This window comes from Nocardia sp. (assembly GCF_025465275.1).
Classification (GTDB): domain Bacteria; phylum Actinomycetota; class Actinomycetes; order Mycobacteriales; family Mycobacteriaceae; genus Nocardia.
Map to the genome: position 1 here is coordinate 24,744 of NZ_JAODNK010000062.1, position 14,540 is coordinate 39,283.

17 protein-coding genes are annotated in these 14,540 nt (G+C 64.9%); 7 read left to right on the forward strand and 10 right to left on the reverse strand.

The window, feature by feature from the left end:
• Positions 1 to 15: 15 nt before the first annotated feature.
• On the forward strand, positions 16 to 648 hold the full coding sequence (locus tag JWN03_RS13620) for a TetR/AcrR family transcriptional regulator (protein ID WP_297614323.1): 633 nt from the start codon (positions 16 to 18) through the stop codon (positions 646 to 648).
• Positions 645 to 2,252, forward strand: coding sequence for a DHA2 family efflux MFS transporter permease subunit (locus tag JWN03_RS13625; RefSeq protein ID WP_297614325.1), 1,608 nt, complete (start codon positions 645 to 647; stop codon positions 2,250 to 2,252). Before JWN03_RS13620 ends, JWN03_RS13625 begins: the two co-directional genes overlap by 4 nt.
• Here the strand turns inward: JWN03_RS13625 and JWN03_RS13630 are convergent.
• The 6 genes from JWN03_RS13630 to JWN03_RS13655 form a co-directional block, all read right to left on the reverse strand.
• Positions 2,239 to 3,174, reverse strand: coding sequence for an aldo/keto reductase (locus tag JWN03_RS13630; protein ID WP_297614326.1), 936 nt, complete (start codon positions 3,172 to 3,174; stop codon positions 2,239 to 2,241). The two genes, JWN03_RS13625 and JWN03_RS13630, sit on opposite strands and share 14 nt — an antisense overlap.
• Before the next feature lie 65 nt (positions 3,175 to 3,239).
• On the reverse strand, positions 3,240 to 3,992 hold the full coding sequence (locus JWN03_RS13635) for a dienelactone hydrolase family protein (protein WP_297614329.1): 753 nt from the start codon (positions 3,990 to 3,992) through the stop codon (positions 3,240 to 3,242).
• Between the two features lie 66 nt (positions 3,993 to 4,058).
• Entirely contained in the window at positions 4,059 to 4,601 is a 543-nt protein-coding gene (locus JWN03_RS13640) for a hypothetical protein (protein ID WP_297614331.1), read from the reverse strand.
• Positions 4,598 to 4,873, reverse strand: a complete 276-nt coding sequence (locus JWN03_RS13645) for a helix-turn-helix transcriptional regulator (protein ID WP_297614333.1) — start codon at positions 4,871 to 4,873, stop codon at positions 4,598 to 4,600. The genes JWN03_RS13640 and JWN03_RS13645 overlap by 4 nt, the downstream gene beginning before the upstream one ends.
• A gap of 170 nt (positions 4,874 to 5,043) precedes the next feature.
• On the reverse strand, positions 5,044 to 5,460 hold the full coding sequence (locus tag JWN03_RS13650; RefSeq protein ID WP_297614335.1) for a nuclear transport factor 2 family protein: 417 nt from the start codon (positions 5,458 to 5,460) through the stop codon (positions 5,044 to 5,046).
• Between the two features lie 78 nt (positions 5,461 to 5,538).
• A complete protein-coding gene (locus JWN03_RS13655) occupies positions 5,539 to 6,420 on the reverse strand; it encodes a tat pathway signal sequence (RefSeq protein ID WP_366914396.1) in 882 nt (293 codons plus the stop codon).
• Positions 6,421 to 6,543: 123 nt separating this feature from the next.
• On the opposite strand from JWN03_RS13655, the gene JWN03_RS13660 reads away from it, so the two are divergent.
• A complete protein-coding gene (locus JWN03_RS13660; RefSeq protein ID WP_297614337.1) occupies positions 6,544 to 7,482 on the forward strand; it encodes an alpha/beta hydrolase in 939 nt (312 codons plus the stop codon).
• A gap of 38 nt (positions 7,483 to 7,520) precedes the next feature.
• Here JWN03_RS13660 and JWN03_RS13665 read toward each other — a convergent pair whose 3' ends face one another.
• Both JWN03_RS13665 and JWN03_RS13670 read right to left on the reverse strand, forming a co-directional pair.
• Complete coding sequence (locus tag JWN03_RS13665) at positions 7,521 to 8,843, reverse strand: carotenoid oxygenase family protein (RefSeq protein ID WP_297614339.1); 1,323 nt, start codon at positions 8,841 to 8,843, stop codon at positions 7,521 to 7,523.
• Complete coding sequence (locus JWN03_RS13670) at positions 8,840 to 9,397, reverse strand: hypothetical protein (RefSeq protein WP_297614341.1); 558 nt, start codon at positions 9,395 to 9,397, stop codon at positions 8,840 to 8,842. Before JWN03_RS13670 ends, JWN03_RS13665 begins: the two co-directional genes overlap by 4 nt.
• Positions 9,398 to 9,493: 96 nt before the next feature.
• Between JWN03_RS13670 and JWN03_RS13675 the strand changes: the two genes are divergently transcribed.
• The 4 genes from JWN03_RS13675 to JWN03_RS13690 all read left to right on the forward strand — a co-directional run bounded on the left by JWN03_RS13675 (position 9,494) and on the right by JWN03_RS13690 (position 12,898).
• Positions 9,494 to 10,018, forward strand: coding sequence for a PadR family transcriptional regulator (locus tag JWN03_RS13675; protein ID WP_297614343.1), 525 nt, complete (start codon positions 9,494 to 9,496; stop codon positions 10,016 to 10,018).
• A gap of 331 nt (positions 10,019 to 10,349) precedes the next feature.
• A complete protein-coding gene (locus JWN03_RS13680) occupies positions 10,350 to 10,844 on the forward strand; it encodes a hypothetical protein (protein WP_297614345.1) in 495 nt (164 codons plus the stop codon).
• 71 nt (positions 10,845 to 10,915) lie between these two features.
• Positions 10,916 to 11,224, forward strand: a complete 309-nt coding sequence (locus tag JWN03_RS13685) for a DUF3467 domain-containing protein (RefSeq protein ID WP_297614347.1) — start codon at positions 10,916 to 10,918, stop codon at positions 11,222 to 11,224.
• Between the two features lie 351 nt (positions 11,225 to 11,575).
• A complete protein-coding gene (locus JWN03_RS13690) occupies positions 11,576 to 12,898 on the forward strand; it encodes an MFS transporter (protein ID WP_297614349.1) in 1,323 nt (440 codons plus the stop codon).
• 25 nt (positions 12,899 to 12,923) lie between these two features.
• Here JWN03_RS13690 and fmdA read toward each other — a convergent pair whose 3' ends face one another.
• Both fmdA and JWN03_RS13700 read right to left on the reverse strand, forming a co-directional pair.
• Positions 12,924 to 14,177: a formamidase gene (gene fmdA / locus JWN03_RS13695; RefSeq protein WP_297614351.1), complete on the reverse strand. Its 1,254-nt coding sequence runs from the start codon at positions 14,175 to 14,177 to the stop codon at positions 12,924 to 12,926.
• An 18-nt stretch (positions 14,178 to 14,195) separates the two neighbouring features.
• Positions 14,196 to 14,471, reverse strand: a complete 276-nt coding sequence (locus JWN03_RS13700) for an FmdB family zinc ribbon protein (RefSeq protein ID WP_297614353.1) — start codon at positions 14,469 to 14,471, stop codon at positions 14,196 to 14,198.
• Positions 14,472 to 14,540 lie beyond the last annotated feature (69 nt).

The following is a 14,540-nucleotide window of genomic DNA, read 5'->3' on the forward strand; positions in this document are numbered from 1 at the left end:
TGCTAAATTTTCGCCATGTCCCCAGTAGAGCATGGCGAGGCGCCGATCGGCTTGCGGGAGCAGAAGAAGCGGCGGACGCGGCTGGAACTGTGTATGGCCGCGCGGCGGTTGGCGGTCGCGCGGGGGCTCGATGCCATGACGGTTGAGGAGGTAGCGCACGCGGTAGGGGTTTCGCCGCGCACGTTCTTCAACTATTACGACACGAAGCTGGAAGCCGTGGTCGGGCCGGTCAGTGATATCGGCACGCTGCGGGCGCAGCAGGAGTTCGTAGCCGGTGGTCCGAGCGGGGTGCTGATCGATGATCTGACGGCGCTGTACGCCTCCGCCTACGAACCGGAAGACGAAGCGCGCGAGGGTGTTTCGCTGGTCACCCAGCTTATTACGACCGAACCCAGGGTGCTGGCGGGCTTCATCGCCGCCGGTGCTCGGCACGAGGCCGCACTCGCCGATCTGCTGTCCGATCGGATGGGTGCACCGGTTGCACCCGAATTCGCCTCTCTCGCTGCGGGACTCATGTCGGCTCTCACCACGAGGGCCGCCATGTCGATGGCCGCCGACCCGACCAGGTCGCTGGCCGACGCATTACACGATCAATCCGTTATGGCTGCTCGGCTGTTCCAACGGCCCGAAGACAGGAGAACGAGATGACCGCGACGGCTGATGCGCCGCCGACCCCGATTGTCCTCACACAGAAGCGGATCTGGCTCATCTTCTCGGCGCTCATCGCGGGGATGTTCCTGGCCAGTCTGGATCAGACGATCGTGGGCACCGCCATGCCCACCATTGTCGGCGATCTCGGCGGCATCTCCCAGATGGCTTGGACCACAACGGCATATCTACTGGCAACCACCATTGTGATGCCGATCTACGGAAAGTTCGGCGACCTGTTCGGCAGGCGCTGGTTGTTCCTGTTCGCCATCGCCGTCTTCACTGCCGCATCCGTCGGCGCCGCAGCGGCCACCGGTTTCTGGGAGTTCGTGACGTTTCGCGGGCTGCAGGGTGTCGGCGGCGGCGGTCTGATGATCTTGGCGCAGGCCATTATCGCCGATGTGGTGCCGGCGAAGGATCGCGGCAAGTACATGGCCCCGATGGGCGCGATCTTCGGCGTCACCTCGGTCGCCGGCCCGCTGCTCGGCGGCTTCTTCGCCGACGATCTCAGTTGGCGCTGGTGCTTCTGGCTGAATGTGCCGATCGGGCTCGCGGCCCTGGTCATCGCCTTCCGCTACCTCTCGATCCCCAGCCATCGGCCGACGACCCGGCCCGACTATCTCGGCGTGGTGCTGATGTCCTCGTCGACCGCGCTGCTGATCCTGATCACCGACTGGGGCGGCAAGCAGTACGCATGGGGTTCGACGGTGATCGTGTCGATGATTGCGGCGCTGGTCGCCGCCCTCGGAGCGTTCATTGTCGTGGAGGCGCGGGCCGAGGAGCCGATGCTGCCGCTGTGGCTGTTCCGCAATCGCACCTTCGTGCTGACCTCGGCGATCGGCCTGATTCTCGGCCTGGTGATGTTCGCGGCGCTCGGTTTCCTGCCGACGTACTTGCAGATGGCTACCGGCACCACCGCCGCGGTCTCGGGTCTGCTGTTGATCCCGATGATGGTCGGCATGATGGCGACCCTGATCGCCTCGATGGGCGTGATCACCAAAACCGGTCGCTACCGGATATATCCGCCGGTGGGAGCGCTGATCATCCTCGCCAGCCTGCTGTGGCTGACCGGGCTGGACGCGCACACCTCGATGTGGATCATCGGCGGGATGCTGTTCACCATGGGCGCGGGTCTGGGCCTGATCATGCAGATCATCGTGCTGGTGGTGCAGAACGCGGTGGCGCCCGATCAGATCGGCACCGCGACCAGCGCCAACAATTACTTCCGCGAGATGGGCGGTGCGATCGGCGTCGCGGTGTTCGGCTCGATCTTCACGCACCGGCTGACCGAAGGGCTCACCGACGCCTTCCGGTCGCACGGGGCGGAGGTGATCGGCTCGAACCTGGATCCGAGCAATCTGGTGCCGACGGTGGTCAAGCACCTGCCCACCGGCCTGCACGATGCGATCGTGAATGCTTATGTGCAGGCGCTGGTTCCGGGGTTCTGGTATCTGATTCCGGGCGCGGTCCTCGCCTTCGTGCTCGCCCTGTTCATTCCGCAGCTGACATTGTCGGATCAGGCCGGCATGGTGGCGCGTGGCGAAGCGGTCATGGAAGAGGATGCGCCGAAGCCGGAAACAGAGCCTATTTCTATGCCGCGCTGAGCTTTTCGATCTCGCCGATGCTCAGCCTGAGCTCCGCGGAGGCGAGCAGCGCCCGCAGCTGATCAGGTGTGCGGGCGCTGGCGATCGGCGCGGCCACGGCGGGCTGAGCGCGCAGCCAGGCGAGTGCCACGGCGGCGACCGGAACATGGTGCGCGTCGGCGACCTCGTCCAGGACATCCAGCACGCGGACTCCGCGCTCGTCCAGATAGGCGCGAGCACCCGCCGCCCGCGGACTCTGCGCGCCGGATTCGTCGGCGCCGGGCCGGTACTTCCCGGTGAGGAAGCCCATCGCGAGCCCGTAGTAGGGCAGCACAGACAGCTTTTCGCGGACGCACAGTTCGGCGAGTTCACCCTCGTACACCGAGCGATCCATCAGGTTGTACAGCGGCTGCACGACCTGGTAGCGGGCCAGGCCCTCGCGATTCGAGATCGCCAGGGCCTCGGCCAGTCTCGGCGCGGTGTACTGGGAGGCGCCCAGATAGCGCACCTTGCCGGCTCGTACCAACTCATCGAACGCGCCGAGGGTTTCGGCGAGCGGGACTTCGGTGTCGTCGAAGTGGGCGTAGTACACATCGATGCGATCGGTGCGCAGCCGCCGCAGCGAATCCTCCACGGCTGCACGGATATTGGCGGTGCCCAGCCCGGGCCGCTCACTCCATTTGCCGAGCTTGGTGGCGAGGAATACCGAGTCGCGATTGCCGCGGCTTTCCAGCCACTCGCCGATGATCGTCTCGGAATCGCCGCCCGAGTTGCCTGGAACCCAGGCGGAGTAGGCATCGGCGGTGTCGATGAGGTTGCCGCCCGCCGCGGTGAACGCGTCCAGCACGGCGAAGGACTGCTCTCGATCAGCGGTCCAGCCGAACACGTTCCCGCCCAAGCACAGCGGATAGATATCCAGGTCGGTAGTTCCCAGAAGTGCCATGCACTTCAACTTAGTCCCCGGTTACCGGAGGCGGCCTCGTCCACTTCGGTGCGCGTGACCGCGATTCACAAGGTGCGGTCGAGGAGCGCGAGCAATTCCTGCCAATGCCGGGCGTCGCCCGCGGCGTCGTATCGGCTGGTGTCGGCCTGGGTGTAGCCGTGACCTGCACCGGGATAGACCTCGGCGCGAAAGGTCACTCCGGCCGTAGTCAGTGCCTCGTTCAGGCGCTCGATCTGTTCGAGCGGCAGCGATGGATCTTGATCTGCGTGACCGAAATACAGTTCGGCGGTGATCCGGTCGGCGAGCAGGTGCGGACTGTCGGGCTGATCGGTGGCCAGCCGGCCGGCGTGGAACGCGGCCGCCGCAGCGACCCGGTCAGGGAAGTGCTCCGCCGTGAGCAGGGCCGTCCGGCCGCCCATGCAATAGCCGGTGACGCCCACCCGGTCTCCGATCGTCAGCGGTGATGCCGACAACCAGTCCAGGTAGCTCCCCGCGTCCCGCATGGCCAGATCCGGTGTCAGCGTCGCCATCATCGGGCCGATTTCCGAGAAGATCGACGCCTTGCTCATATCGATGAATTCCGGCAGCTCGAGCAACGGTGCACGCCCGTGCCGATAGAACAGATTCGGCAGCAGTACGGTATACCCGTGTGCGGCGATTCGCCGTGCCATGCCTTCGAGTTGCGGACGAATCCCGATGGCGTCCATGAACATCAGCACACCCGGCCGGGCGACCCCATCCGCCGGGCTCGCCAGATAGGCGTCCGCGACACCATCCGCGGTCGGCACCTCCACCGTCACACCGTTCACCGAACTCACGTCGGATACCTCCTCTTCGATGCGATACCAAGCACTACCGCATAGATCGCTGAGAGTCGAGTCGCCTCAGGGTTCCGGTTCCGGGTCCGGGCGGTTCCAGCCCAGGATCATTGCGGGCGCGCAGCCGCCGGCCATGAGGGCGGCCAGGCCCATCATGCCTCCGGCGTAGGCGGTTCGGAATGCTTCGGCCTTCGGGTCGAAGGCGCCGGCGAAGATCAGGTAGAAGATCGGCAGCACGGTGAGCGACTGGCTGACTGCCAGGCCCATGGACCGCGCGGTATCGCGTTGCTGGATCTCGAATTCGTCGAGTGCTTCCGCCGGTGCGTGGTCGTATCCATTGGAGGCGATGCGCAGCATGGTCCAGGCCGGGATCATCACCACCGCCGCGGCTACCGCGATGAGCGGGGCCCACTTCAGGTTGAAGACGCACAGCAGTCCGGTGAGGAATATGGTGCCGATGGCCACGGCGACCACGATCACCAGCTTCCGGCGGCGGCGCTGGTTGCGCCACTTCGGCAGCATTCCGGAGATGCGCTCGTCGCGGACATGCCAGCGCCGAATCCGGTAGTCCTGGTACCGATCCAGCAGGCCGATCGATGGAGTGGTCATGGCTGTCCTTTCGTGCGGGCGTAAACCTCCGCCGACATCGGGCGGAACTCGGTGCGTGAGAACACGGCCTCCACCGGCAGCCCGAACGTTTCGCAAATCCGCAGCGCCAGATCGAGACTCGGATAGTGGTCGCCCCGCTCGAGCGCGCCGATCGTCTGCATATTGACGTTCACCGCCTCGGCCAGAGCCGCACGACTCATCCGATGCTCCGCTCGCAACACCGCGATCCGATTGAATATCGGGAGGGTTTCCCCCCTTCTCACTGGGCTCACACAACATAGTGTTGCAAAAACCCAACAAGATATCAAGCATTTACAACAGCATCTTCCGAGCTACAGCGGTGGGGAGTCACGCGTATATGTGGTTGTGGCGGCCTATGAACGGCGGAGGCCCGGTCCAACTGGACCGGGCCTTCATCGTTACGGAGCATGCACGAAAATGCTTATGCCTCAGCGGTTTCGCGCTGGATTTGAGCCATGGCTTCCTGCTGGATCTGTTCGAACTGGGCGCCCATGGCCTCGGCGAGGGCGGTGGCGCCGGAGAGGGGGCGGACCATGACCATGAGGTCGATGATCTTGCCTTCGTCGTCGAATTTCAGGAAGTCGCAGCCGGTGAGTTTCTTGCCGGCGACGGTGGCTTCGAAGAGGAGGGCGTGGTCGCGGCCATTGCTGTCGGCGATCTCGCGGACGTAGTGGAAGTCCTCGAAGACGCGCATGACGCCGCGCAGGATGGCCGCGGTGATCGCCTTGCCGGGGTACGGCTTGAACGCCACCGGGCTGGTGAACACCACATCGTCGGCCAGTAGCGCTTCGATGGCCTGCTGGTCACGGGCCTCCACGGCCTGTCGGAAGGAATTCATCGGCACCTCGTATGCAACTCGTTGAATAGGTACCTGGGACGGTACCCGAAGATTCGGTCCCGGTGTCCAGGTAGTCCCTCAGCGGTCGGCGAGCAGCAATGCGGCCACGTGGGTGACTGTTTCGACACCGTCGTCGTACCCGCCGGCGTCGCCGAGTGAGTTCATGATCGCCAGCGTGTAGCGCTGGCCGGGCCCGGCGAAGCCGACGGAGTTGACCACCCATCCGGTGTCCTCCTCGGACCAGCCGTCCTTATTGCCCGGCTCTTCGGCCGCGCCCGCGCCCCAGACACCCCACTGCTGGACCGGGTCGACATTCTGCATCTGCTTGACCAGATACGCGGTGTCCGCCTCGGGCAATGCGGTCAGCGCGTGCACGATGAGTCGATCCAGATCATCGGCGGTGCATTTCTGCAGGCCCCAGTACGGCAGTTCGGTCTGCGGGCGCAGGTCGGTCATCCCGTATTGCGCGAAGCCGGTGTTGTACTCGGTCTGACCGGCGCCCGAATAGCGCTGCCACAGTGCATCGGCGGCGTCATTGTCCGAGCTGTGCAGCATGCGCTGGATGCGGTCTCGATCGGAGGCGGACAGGTCGATCGAACCCGCGTCGGCGCGGGTGAAGAGATCAACGGCCATCGCGAGTTTCACGGTCGAGGCTGCCCAGATCCGCGTGTCCGCATTGTTATTGCGGAAAGTTCCGCCGCCCACGCGATCGCGGATGACATATCCGACGGTTCCGGGCCGTCCCGCCAGATACTCGTTCACTGCCGAAATACGTTCCCGCATATCGCAATCCAGTGGCGGGCAGAGTGCAGGCGGTGGGGTTTTCGTTGTCGGGGCCGACACCGTCGATGACGGCAGCGTGCTGGACGTCGGTGCTGCCACGCGCCCGGCATCGCCTATCGAGCATCCGGCGAGCAGCATCGACGCACCGAGAGCAACGCCGACAATGCCCCGCCTCATCGCCCGAACGTAGCCGATCTACCCGCTGGAAGGGCGTAGGCGCGACCTCGCTATTGACACCATCTCATTGAGACTATATGTTAGTCCCATTGCAACGGTATCACTGAGACTATTGGAGTAGCGATGACCACCACGACCGCCCATCCCGAGCTTGCCGAGATCCTGGCGGGCCTGCCCGACCGGCCGGATTCCTTCGCCGATATCGCGGCGACCAGGCGGAATTTCCAGGCCGCGATGGATCAGCTGCCCCTGGACACCTCGCGCGTGACGATCGACAATCTGGAGATCGACGGCCCGGATGGCAATCGGATTCCGATCAGCGTCTACCGGCCGAAGGGCGTGACCGGCCCGCTGCCGGGCGTGCTGCACATCCACGGCGGCAGCTTCGCCTTCGGCGCGTCCGAGCCGGGGGCCGACCGCACCGCCATCGATATTGCGGAAGAGGTTGGTGCGGTGGCGATTTCGGTCGACTACCGACTGGCTCCGGAGCATCCCTATCCGGCAGGTCTGGAGGATTGCTACGCGACCCTGGAATGGATGGCGAAGTCCGCGAACGAACTCGGGATCGACGACACCCGCATCGCGGTGACCGGCAAATCGGCCGGGGGCGGGTTGAGCGCCTCGCTGACCTTGCTCTCACGCGATCGCGGCGGCCCGGCCATTGCCTATCAGTCGCTGTACATTCCGACCGTCGACGATCGGCACGACACCGAATCGGCCCGGCGCATCACCGATCCCCGTATCGTCAACGGCCCCGCGATTCAGCGGACGTACCGGTACTACCTGCCCGGCGTGACCGCCGTTCCGATCTATGCCAGCCCGGCCCGCGCCACCGATCTGTCCGGACTGCCACCGGCTTTTGTGCTGGTGTGCGATATGGATCCACTGCGTGACGAGGGATTGGACTACGCCCGTCGACTGATGGACGCCGGCATTCCAGTCACCGTCCACAATGTTCCGGGCGCTTGGCACCTGTTCGAGTTGTATGCCTCGAACACCCGCCTGGCCCGCAATACCCAGCAGCGCTGGCTCACCGATCTGCGTCTGGCACTGCAGGATTGAGAAAGGCCCGGTCCATGTGGACCGGGCCTTCGGCTGCTCTATCGGTCGGCCAGCCAGCTGCCGTGGAATCCGTAGGGAACACGGCGCGGCAGGTGCACGCTCGCCAGTGGCGGGGCGGACAGATCGGTGGCATCGAGGATGACGAGGTCGCTGCGATCGGTGGCGGCGTCGTAGACGTAGGTGATGAGATACCCACTGCCGCCGGGCTTTTCGTCGGCGGGAGCGAAGACGGCCTCGGCGGGCACCCGACCCGCGCCGAACTCGTGGGTACTGCGGTCACCGGTGTGCAGGTCGTAGCGGACCAGTGCGCCGCCCGAACCGGATTCGCGGGCCTCGCCGGAAATGGTGGCGTGCCCGAAGCGAGAGTCGAGGCTGGTCAGCCGGTCGTCGATGCGAGGGAATTCGGCGGCGCGGTCGTCCAATTGCTCCTCACGCACAGCACCGGTGCTCAGGTCCACGGTCCAGCGCCAGAGCGATGCCTCGGTGAACGAGTCGGATCCGGTGCGCCACAGCTGCGGATAGCGCATGACGTACAGGACGATTCGCCCCGGTTCGTCGAAGGCATTGAGGGAGTGGAAGACATAGCAGGGGTCGATCGGGAACCAGGCGATCGCGCCGTGCGGATCGTCGCGGCGCAGCACACCGAGCCTGGCCTGATAGTCATCACGCCACCGGAATGGCATTCCGCCACCGGCTTTGGCGACGTCCAGGTCGAAAACCACTGGGAGATCCATGAATACAACATGTTCGGCGGTGAGAGCGAAATCGTGGTGCATGGTCGCGGCCGGCACCTCGATCGGGCGGCTCAGCAGCAGCTTGCCCGTGGCATCGGCCCGGTGATAGGTGAGGAAGGGCGGCCCGGTGACCTCGTAGCCGAAGAAGTGCAGTTCGCCGGTGCGCGGGCAGGTTTTCGGATGCGCGGTCATGGCGGTGTGCAAAGCGCCGTCGAAATCGTAGGGGCCGACGGTATCGAGTTCGCTGGTCAGTTCGTAGGGGTACGACGATTCGACCAGGGCGAGCGTGCGTCCGGCGTGCCGGATGACGTGGGTGTTCGCGACTCCGGCGGTCAGGTCGCGGGTGCCGTCGCTGCGATAGCCGCGGGCGCCGTCGGTGAAGGTGGTGGTGCGCACCCAGCGGTTGCGGTAGGAGACCGCGCGGCCGTGCTCCAGACGGACGCCGTGCACCATGCCGTCACCGAGGAACCAGTGGCTGGACGCGGCTTCGTGCGGGTTGGGGCCGTTGCGCAGGTACCAGCCCGAGAGCTCCGGGGGAATGCTGCCGGTGACCGAAAGTTCCTGTGCGGTCAGTTCTTCGGTGACCGGGGCGTAGTTTCCGGTCAGGTACGGCGGGGACATGGTCATGACGGATTCACCAACTTCTGCGCCTTGGCCTGCACACGGGCCACATAGGCGAGGGTAAAGGCAACCGGGATCGCGAAGGCCGCGACCTGCACGGTGGTGCGCAGCCCCGAGGAAGAATGTGCCAGCGCGGTGAGCGCCACGCAGCCGATGACAAAACTCGCGGTCCACACCGAGGTGATGACGTAATTGGTGCGGATGAATCCCGGGTGCTCCCACAATTCGCGCGGGGTGCTCTGCTTGGCGATGGCCAGGGTGAACGGAATGCGCAGTGCGAGTGAGGTGCCCGCGATCAGCGCGAGTACGCCCGAGGACAGCGCCGGCGTGTAGGGGTGCAGCGCGGTGTGCGGATCTGCGAAGGCGAGCACGGTCAGCGCCGCGAAGAAGACCGCGGAGCCGATATCGATGATCAGTGCGTCCCACTTCTGACCGGCGCGGGTCTGGCGGGCGATGCCGGCGATCGAGATGCCGAAGGCGATGAGGGCGGCCCACTGCCAATGCTGGGTGGGGACCACTGCGTAGACGATCCAGGGGGCGAAGGTGCGGAGGTAGGACATCTTCGAAAGCTCCTCGGCGTGACATTCCTATTGTGACATGTCAAAGCTAGAGCGTGTGTGTTCGACATGTCAATAGTGGAATGTAGGATGATTCTTATGAGCCTGAGGTACGCCCTGCTCGGCCTGCTGGCCGACCATCCCGCGAGCGGATACGACCTGCTGCGGCGGTTCAAGAGCTCATTGGCGTCGGTGTGGCCGGCCACCCAGAGTCAGATCTACACCGAGCTCACCAAGCTTGCCGACAGTGCGCTGATCTCGGTATCGGACGAGGGTGCGCGCGGCCGCAAGGAATACACCCTCACCGACGACGGCTTGGCCGAGCTGCGGCACTGGCTGACCGAGACCGCGCCGAAACGGGTGGCGCGCAACGAAATGCTGATGCGCGTGTTCTTCCTCGGCGCCGTCAGCCAGGCACAGGCGCGCAAATATCTGGCCGAGCTCGGCGCCGGAACCGCGCGGGCCCAGGACGACCTGCACAGCCTCGAGGCCAGCATCGACTGGGACGAAAGCAACCTGTCCGTCTACGGCCGCATCGCCATGGAGTGGGGCGAGCGCTACTACGCCATGAACCAGGAATGGGCGAAGTGGGCGCTCGAACAGATCCCGGAGCGCAACTCTTAGCGCGGCACTATTTGTAAACGCAGGTGAATCCCGCGGGCCGGAATATTTACGGTCTTTGCCGGGACATTGATCTTGAATTATGTGATGATCATGAAATTCCCTGTGTTCGCTGAGCCGAGCGCCTTCGTCTCGTTATCTGCTCGGGCGGGAGTGCGCGGCGCTGCGGAGGGTGTGCTGTGGCGGCGGGCGTGAAAATTGCCGCACTGTCGTCAATTTCACAGAATCGGATACTTGACTGTCTGTTTCGATTATGTTCCGTGCGCATTGCATTTCGTTCACGGGTGGTGCCAGGCTGATTAAGTCCCACCCGATCGAAAGTAGGAGATTTCACATGGCACAGGAGACCCACGAAGCAGTACGAGAAGATATGAATTTCCGGGATATCGACGTGCTCCAGAACCGCGTGGACGAAGCGCGGCAGGAGGCACAGGGCGCTCGCCAGAATGCGCAGCAGGCGCAGAACCTCGCCCGGCAGGCTCAGCAGCAGACACGTCAGGTCCAGTACCAGGCGCAAATGGCGCAGAGCGATGCCAGCCAGGCCACGCAGCAGGCCCAACAGGCCCGTCAGCAGGCCATTCAGGCGCAGAATCAGGCGCAGCAGGCCCAGAACGAAGCTGACCGGGCGCAGAGCCAGGCGCAGTCGGCTCAGAGTGAGGCCGGCCAGTCGCAACAGCGGGCACAGTCCGCGCAGGATCAGGCCGACCAGGCCAGCCAGCTTGCTCAGCAGGCGGAGGACCAGGCCAATCGTGCGCAGGATCAGGCAGGTCAAGGCGAGATGCAGCTGCAGCAGCTCCGGCAGCAGACGCGTCAGCGTCAGGCGCGTTAGTCACCACGAGTGACAGAACGGAAGGGTCATCCACGAGGTGACCCTTCCGGGCGTCCATGGGAGGTGCGCTGATGAGCGATACGACCCCGCCCGCGGTGAATATCGAGGTGATCGTGCCCGAATCGATGAGCTCCGGCGTTTACGCAAATGGATTCACGTGCTGGTACAACCGCACGGATTTCACCATCGATTTCATCGTGTATCTGCCGACCGATCCGAGCGTCGACGACAGCGGTAAATCCGTGCTGCGCCAGCCGGTTCAAGTGGTGTCCCGGGTGAAATTTCCGCCCGCGATGATCTTTCGATTGATGCAGACCCTCAACGACAGCATGAGTAATTACGAACAGCAATTCGGCGGTATCTCCCACTTGGGAGAGTAAGAGGAGTACAAGGTGATCGTCTCCAGTGTCATCACAATGGTGGGGAATTCGAACGACCGTACGGTGAGCGATTCTTCGGTGCATTATCGGACCGATCGGATAGGTGGCCGCCGATATCACGTCACCACCTCCGCGCCGGCCTCCGGTGCCGGCCGGGGGGCCGGTCTGCCGCCGACTCCCGGAGCCGCTCGCTGACAGTTCTCCCCGCCGTTTCCGAAGGCCCGGTCCCAGTGGACCGGGCCTTCGGCGTGTCAGCGCCTCGCAGCGGGTCGCCGCGAGGGTAGGTTCGCGGCATTTGCTAATTAATCGCTGCTTCAGGGTGTTTGCCAGGTCGTCTACGGGAGGGCTGAATTGAGCACCGTCATCGATGACGCGCCCTTCACCGGATTCCACAAGCGCCTCGCTATCGCGTGTTCCGGTGGTCCGCTGCTGGACGGCTACATCCTCAGCATTGTCGGCACCGCGCTGATCGGGATGACGGCGGAGCTGGACCTGAGTACCGGCGATACCCAATTGATCGGTGCGGCAGCGCTGGTCGGCATGTTCATCGGCGGCGCCCTGTTCGGTGTGCTGACCGACAAGATCGGGCGAGAGGTGATGTACACCGCGGACCTGGTGGTGATGGCGGTGTGCTCGATTCTGTCGTTCTGGGCCGAATCCACCTGGCTCATCGTCATTCTGCGCTTTGTGCTCGGCATGGCGGTCGCCGCGGACTATCCGATCGCCACCTCCTTGCTGGGGGAGTGGCTGCCGACCAAGCAGCGCGGCAAACTGCTCGGCTTCCAGATCGTCGCCTGGTACGCGGGCTCGGTGCTCGCGTATGTGGTCGGCTACCTGCTGCTGACCTTCGGTGGAAACGGCAGCTGGCGTTGGCAATTGGCGAGCAGCGCGGTGCTGTGTGTCTTCTTCCTGATCATCCGGCAGAGCACCGCCCCGGAATCGCCGCGCTGGCTGGCGCAGCACGGGAAGGCCGACAAGGCCGCGCAGATGGTGGAGAAATACCTGCACGTGCGGGTCGCGCCGGAGGATCTCATCGAGGTGCGCACGGAGCGGCAGGGCGGCATTCGCGAGCTGTTCGGCCCGAAGTACCGCAAGCGCATCGTGTTCTGCTGCGGCTTCTTCCTGTGTCAGGTCGCGGTGCTGTTCGCCATGCTGACCTTCGGCCCGCAGATTCTGGCGTCGTTCGGAATGCCTTCGGGCACTTGGATGGACACCCTCGGTACCGGGCTGATCAGCCTGGTCTTCCTGGTCGGCTGCCTGCCCGCCATGCGGCTCATCGATACCGTCGGCCGCCGCCCGACCATTATCTGGTGCTTCGGACTGATGATCATTCCGGTGCTGTTCATCGGCGTCTGGCCGACCATGCCCGCGCTGCTGGCCTTCCTCATGCTGTGCCTGTACGCCTTCTTCTGCGGCGGCCCGAACGTGCTCGACTGGACCTACCCGAACGAGCTGTTCCCCACCCACATTCGCGCCACCGCCGTCGGCATCGCCACCTCGATCAGCCGAGTGGGCGCGGCCCTGGGCACCTACCTGCTGCCCTGGTCCCTGAACCACCTGGGCATGGGCCCCACCTTCCTGTACGCGGCCGCCCTGACCGCGGTCGGCTTCGGAATCTGCGTCTGGGGAGCCCCGGAAACCAAGGGCCACACCCTCGAATCGGCAGCCTCGTAACCGCTGCCGATTCGCAGGGTCGTGGTCAGCGGGTGGCTCGGGGTGCGCCCATACCGGGGTCGATGGTGACCGGTCCGCCCGCGGTGGGGGTTATCGAGAAATCGAAGATGGCGGTCGGGATATACACGGTGGCACAGGAATTCGGGATATCCACGACGCCGGAGAAGCGGCCTTCGATCGGGGCGGCGCCGAGCAGCAGGTACGCCTGTTCGGGGCTGTAGCCGAACTTGGTGAGGTAGTCGATGGCGTGCAGGCAGGCGCGTTCGAAGGACAGTTGCGAGTCCAGGTAGCGCTGTTCGCCGCCGAGGGTGACCGAGGTGCCCGAGAAGGCCAGGAACTCGGTGTAATTCGGGCCCTCGTTGCCGGGCATGAAGATGGCGTTCTCGCTGACGCCGTACAGCTCCATGCCGTTCTTGATCAGATCCACGCGCAGGTCGATGAAACCGCCCATTTCGATGGCGCCGCAGAAGGTGATCTCACCATCCCCCTGCGAGAAGTGCAGATCGCCGACCGACAGCTTCGCGCCGTCCACGAAGACCGGATAGAAGACGCGGCTGCCCCGGGTGAAATTCTTGATGTCCTGGTTGCCGCCGTTCTCGCGGGGCGGTGCGGTACGCGCGGCTTCGCCTGCGGCACGGTCGAATTCGGTTCCGGTGAGCGAGCCGAGAATGGCATCGCGGGGTTCCGGCGGCAGCGCGAGCGGCGGCACGCGCAGCGGATCGGTGGCGATGAGCGCACCCTCGCGGGCATTCCACTTCGACAGCAGCGCGGCAGAAGGCGCGGTGCCCATGAGCCCCGGATGCATGATGCCGGTGAACTTCACGCCCGGCACATGCCGCGAGGTCGCGGTGTGGCCGCTGAAATCCCAGATCGCCTTGTAGGCGTCGGGGAAGTGCTCGGTGAGAAAGCCGCCGCCGTTATCGGTGGGGAAGATGCCGGTGTAACCCCAGCCCTGCCCGGCCAGCGGACCCGAATCCTCCTGCGGGATAGGCCCGATATCGAGAATGTCGACAATGAGCAGATCGCCGGGCTGGGCGCCCTCCACCGCGAACGGACCGGACAGGCAGTGCACGGTGCTCAGCGGCGCGTTCAGCACATCCTCGGCGCTGTCGTCATTGTGGATCGCGCCGTCGAACCATTCCCGTACGTGCACCCGGAACTCGTCGCCGGGCTTGACGGTCACCGGCGCGGGAATGTCCGGGTGCCACCGGTTGTGGCCGACGAACTGCTGCTCGGTGAACTTCTTGCGGGAATCCAGGGGGAACAACAACTCGGGCATGACAGCACTCCTTCGGTATCAGGGACGGGGAAGCTTGCGGTGCAGCGGATTCCGGGTGACGGGCGCGCCGCCGCGGCCGGCGGGGGCGCCGACCACCGCGGGCTCGCTCGCCGTCCGAGTGGTGGCGTCGATGAGCCGGGCGGCGGCGGATCCGGGCCGCACGAAGGCGCCGCCGGGTTGCCGCCGGCTCGCGCCCGCGCATTCGGGGCAGTCCGCCGCGGCCGGTACCTCGGCCATCGAGTAGCTGCGGTCGAAGCTGCCGCAGTCGCGGCAGTGGAACTCGTAGAGGGGCACGCTTACCTCATTTAGTTTCAAACGAATGTATTCCGTACGGAGACGATACAAAGGCCCGGATGTCTCCGC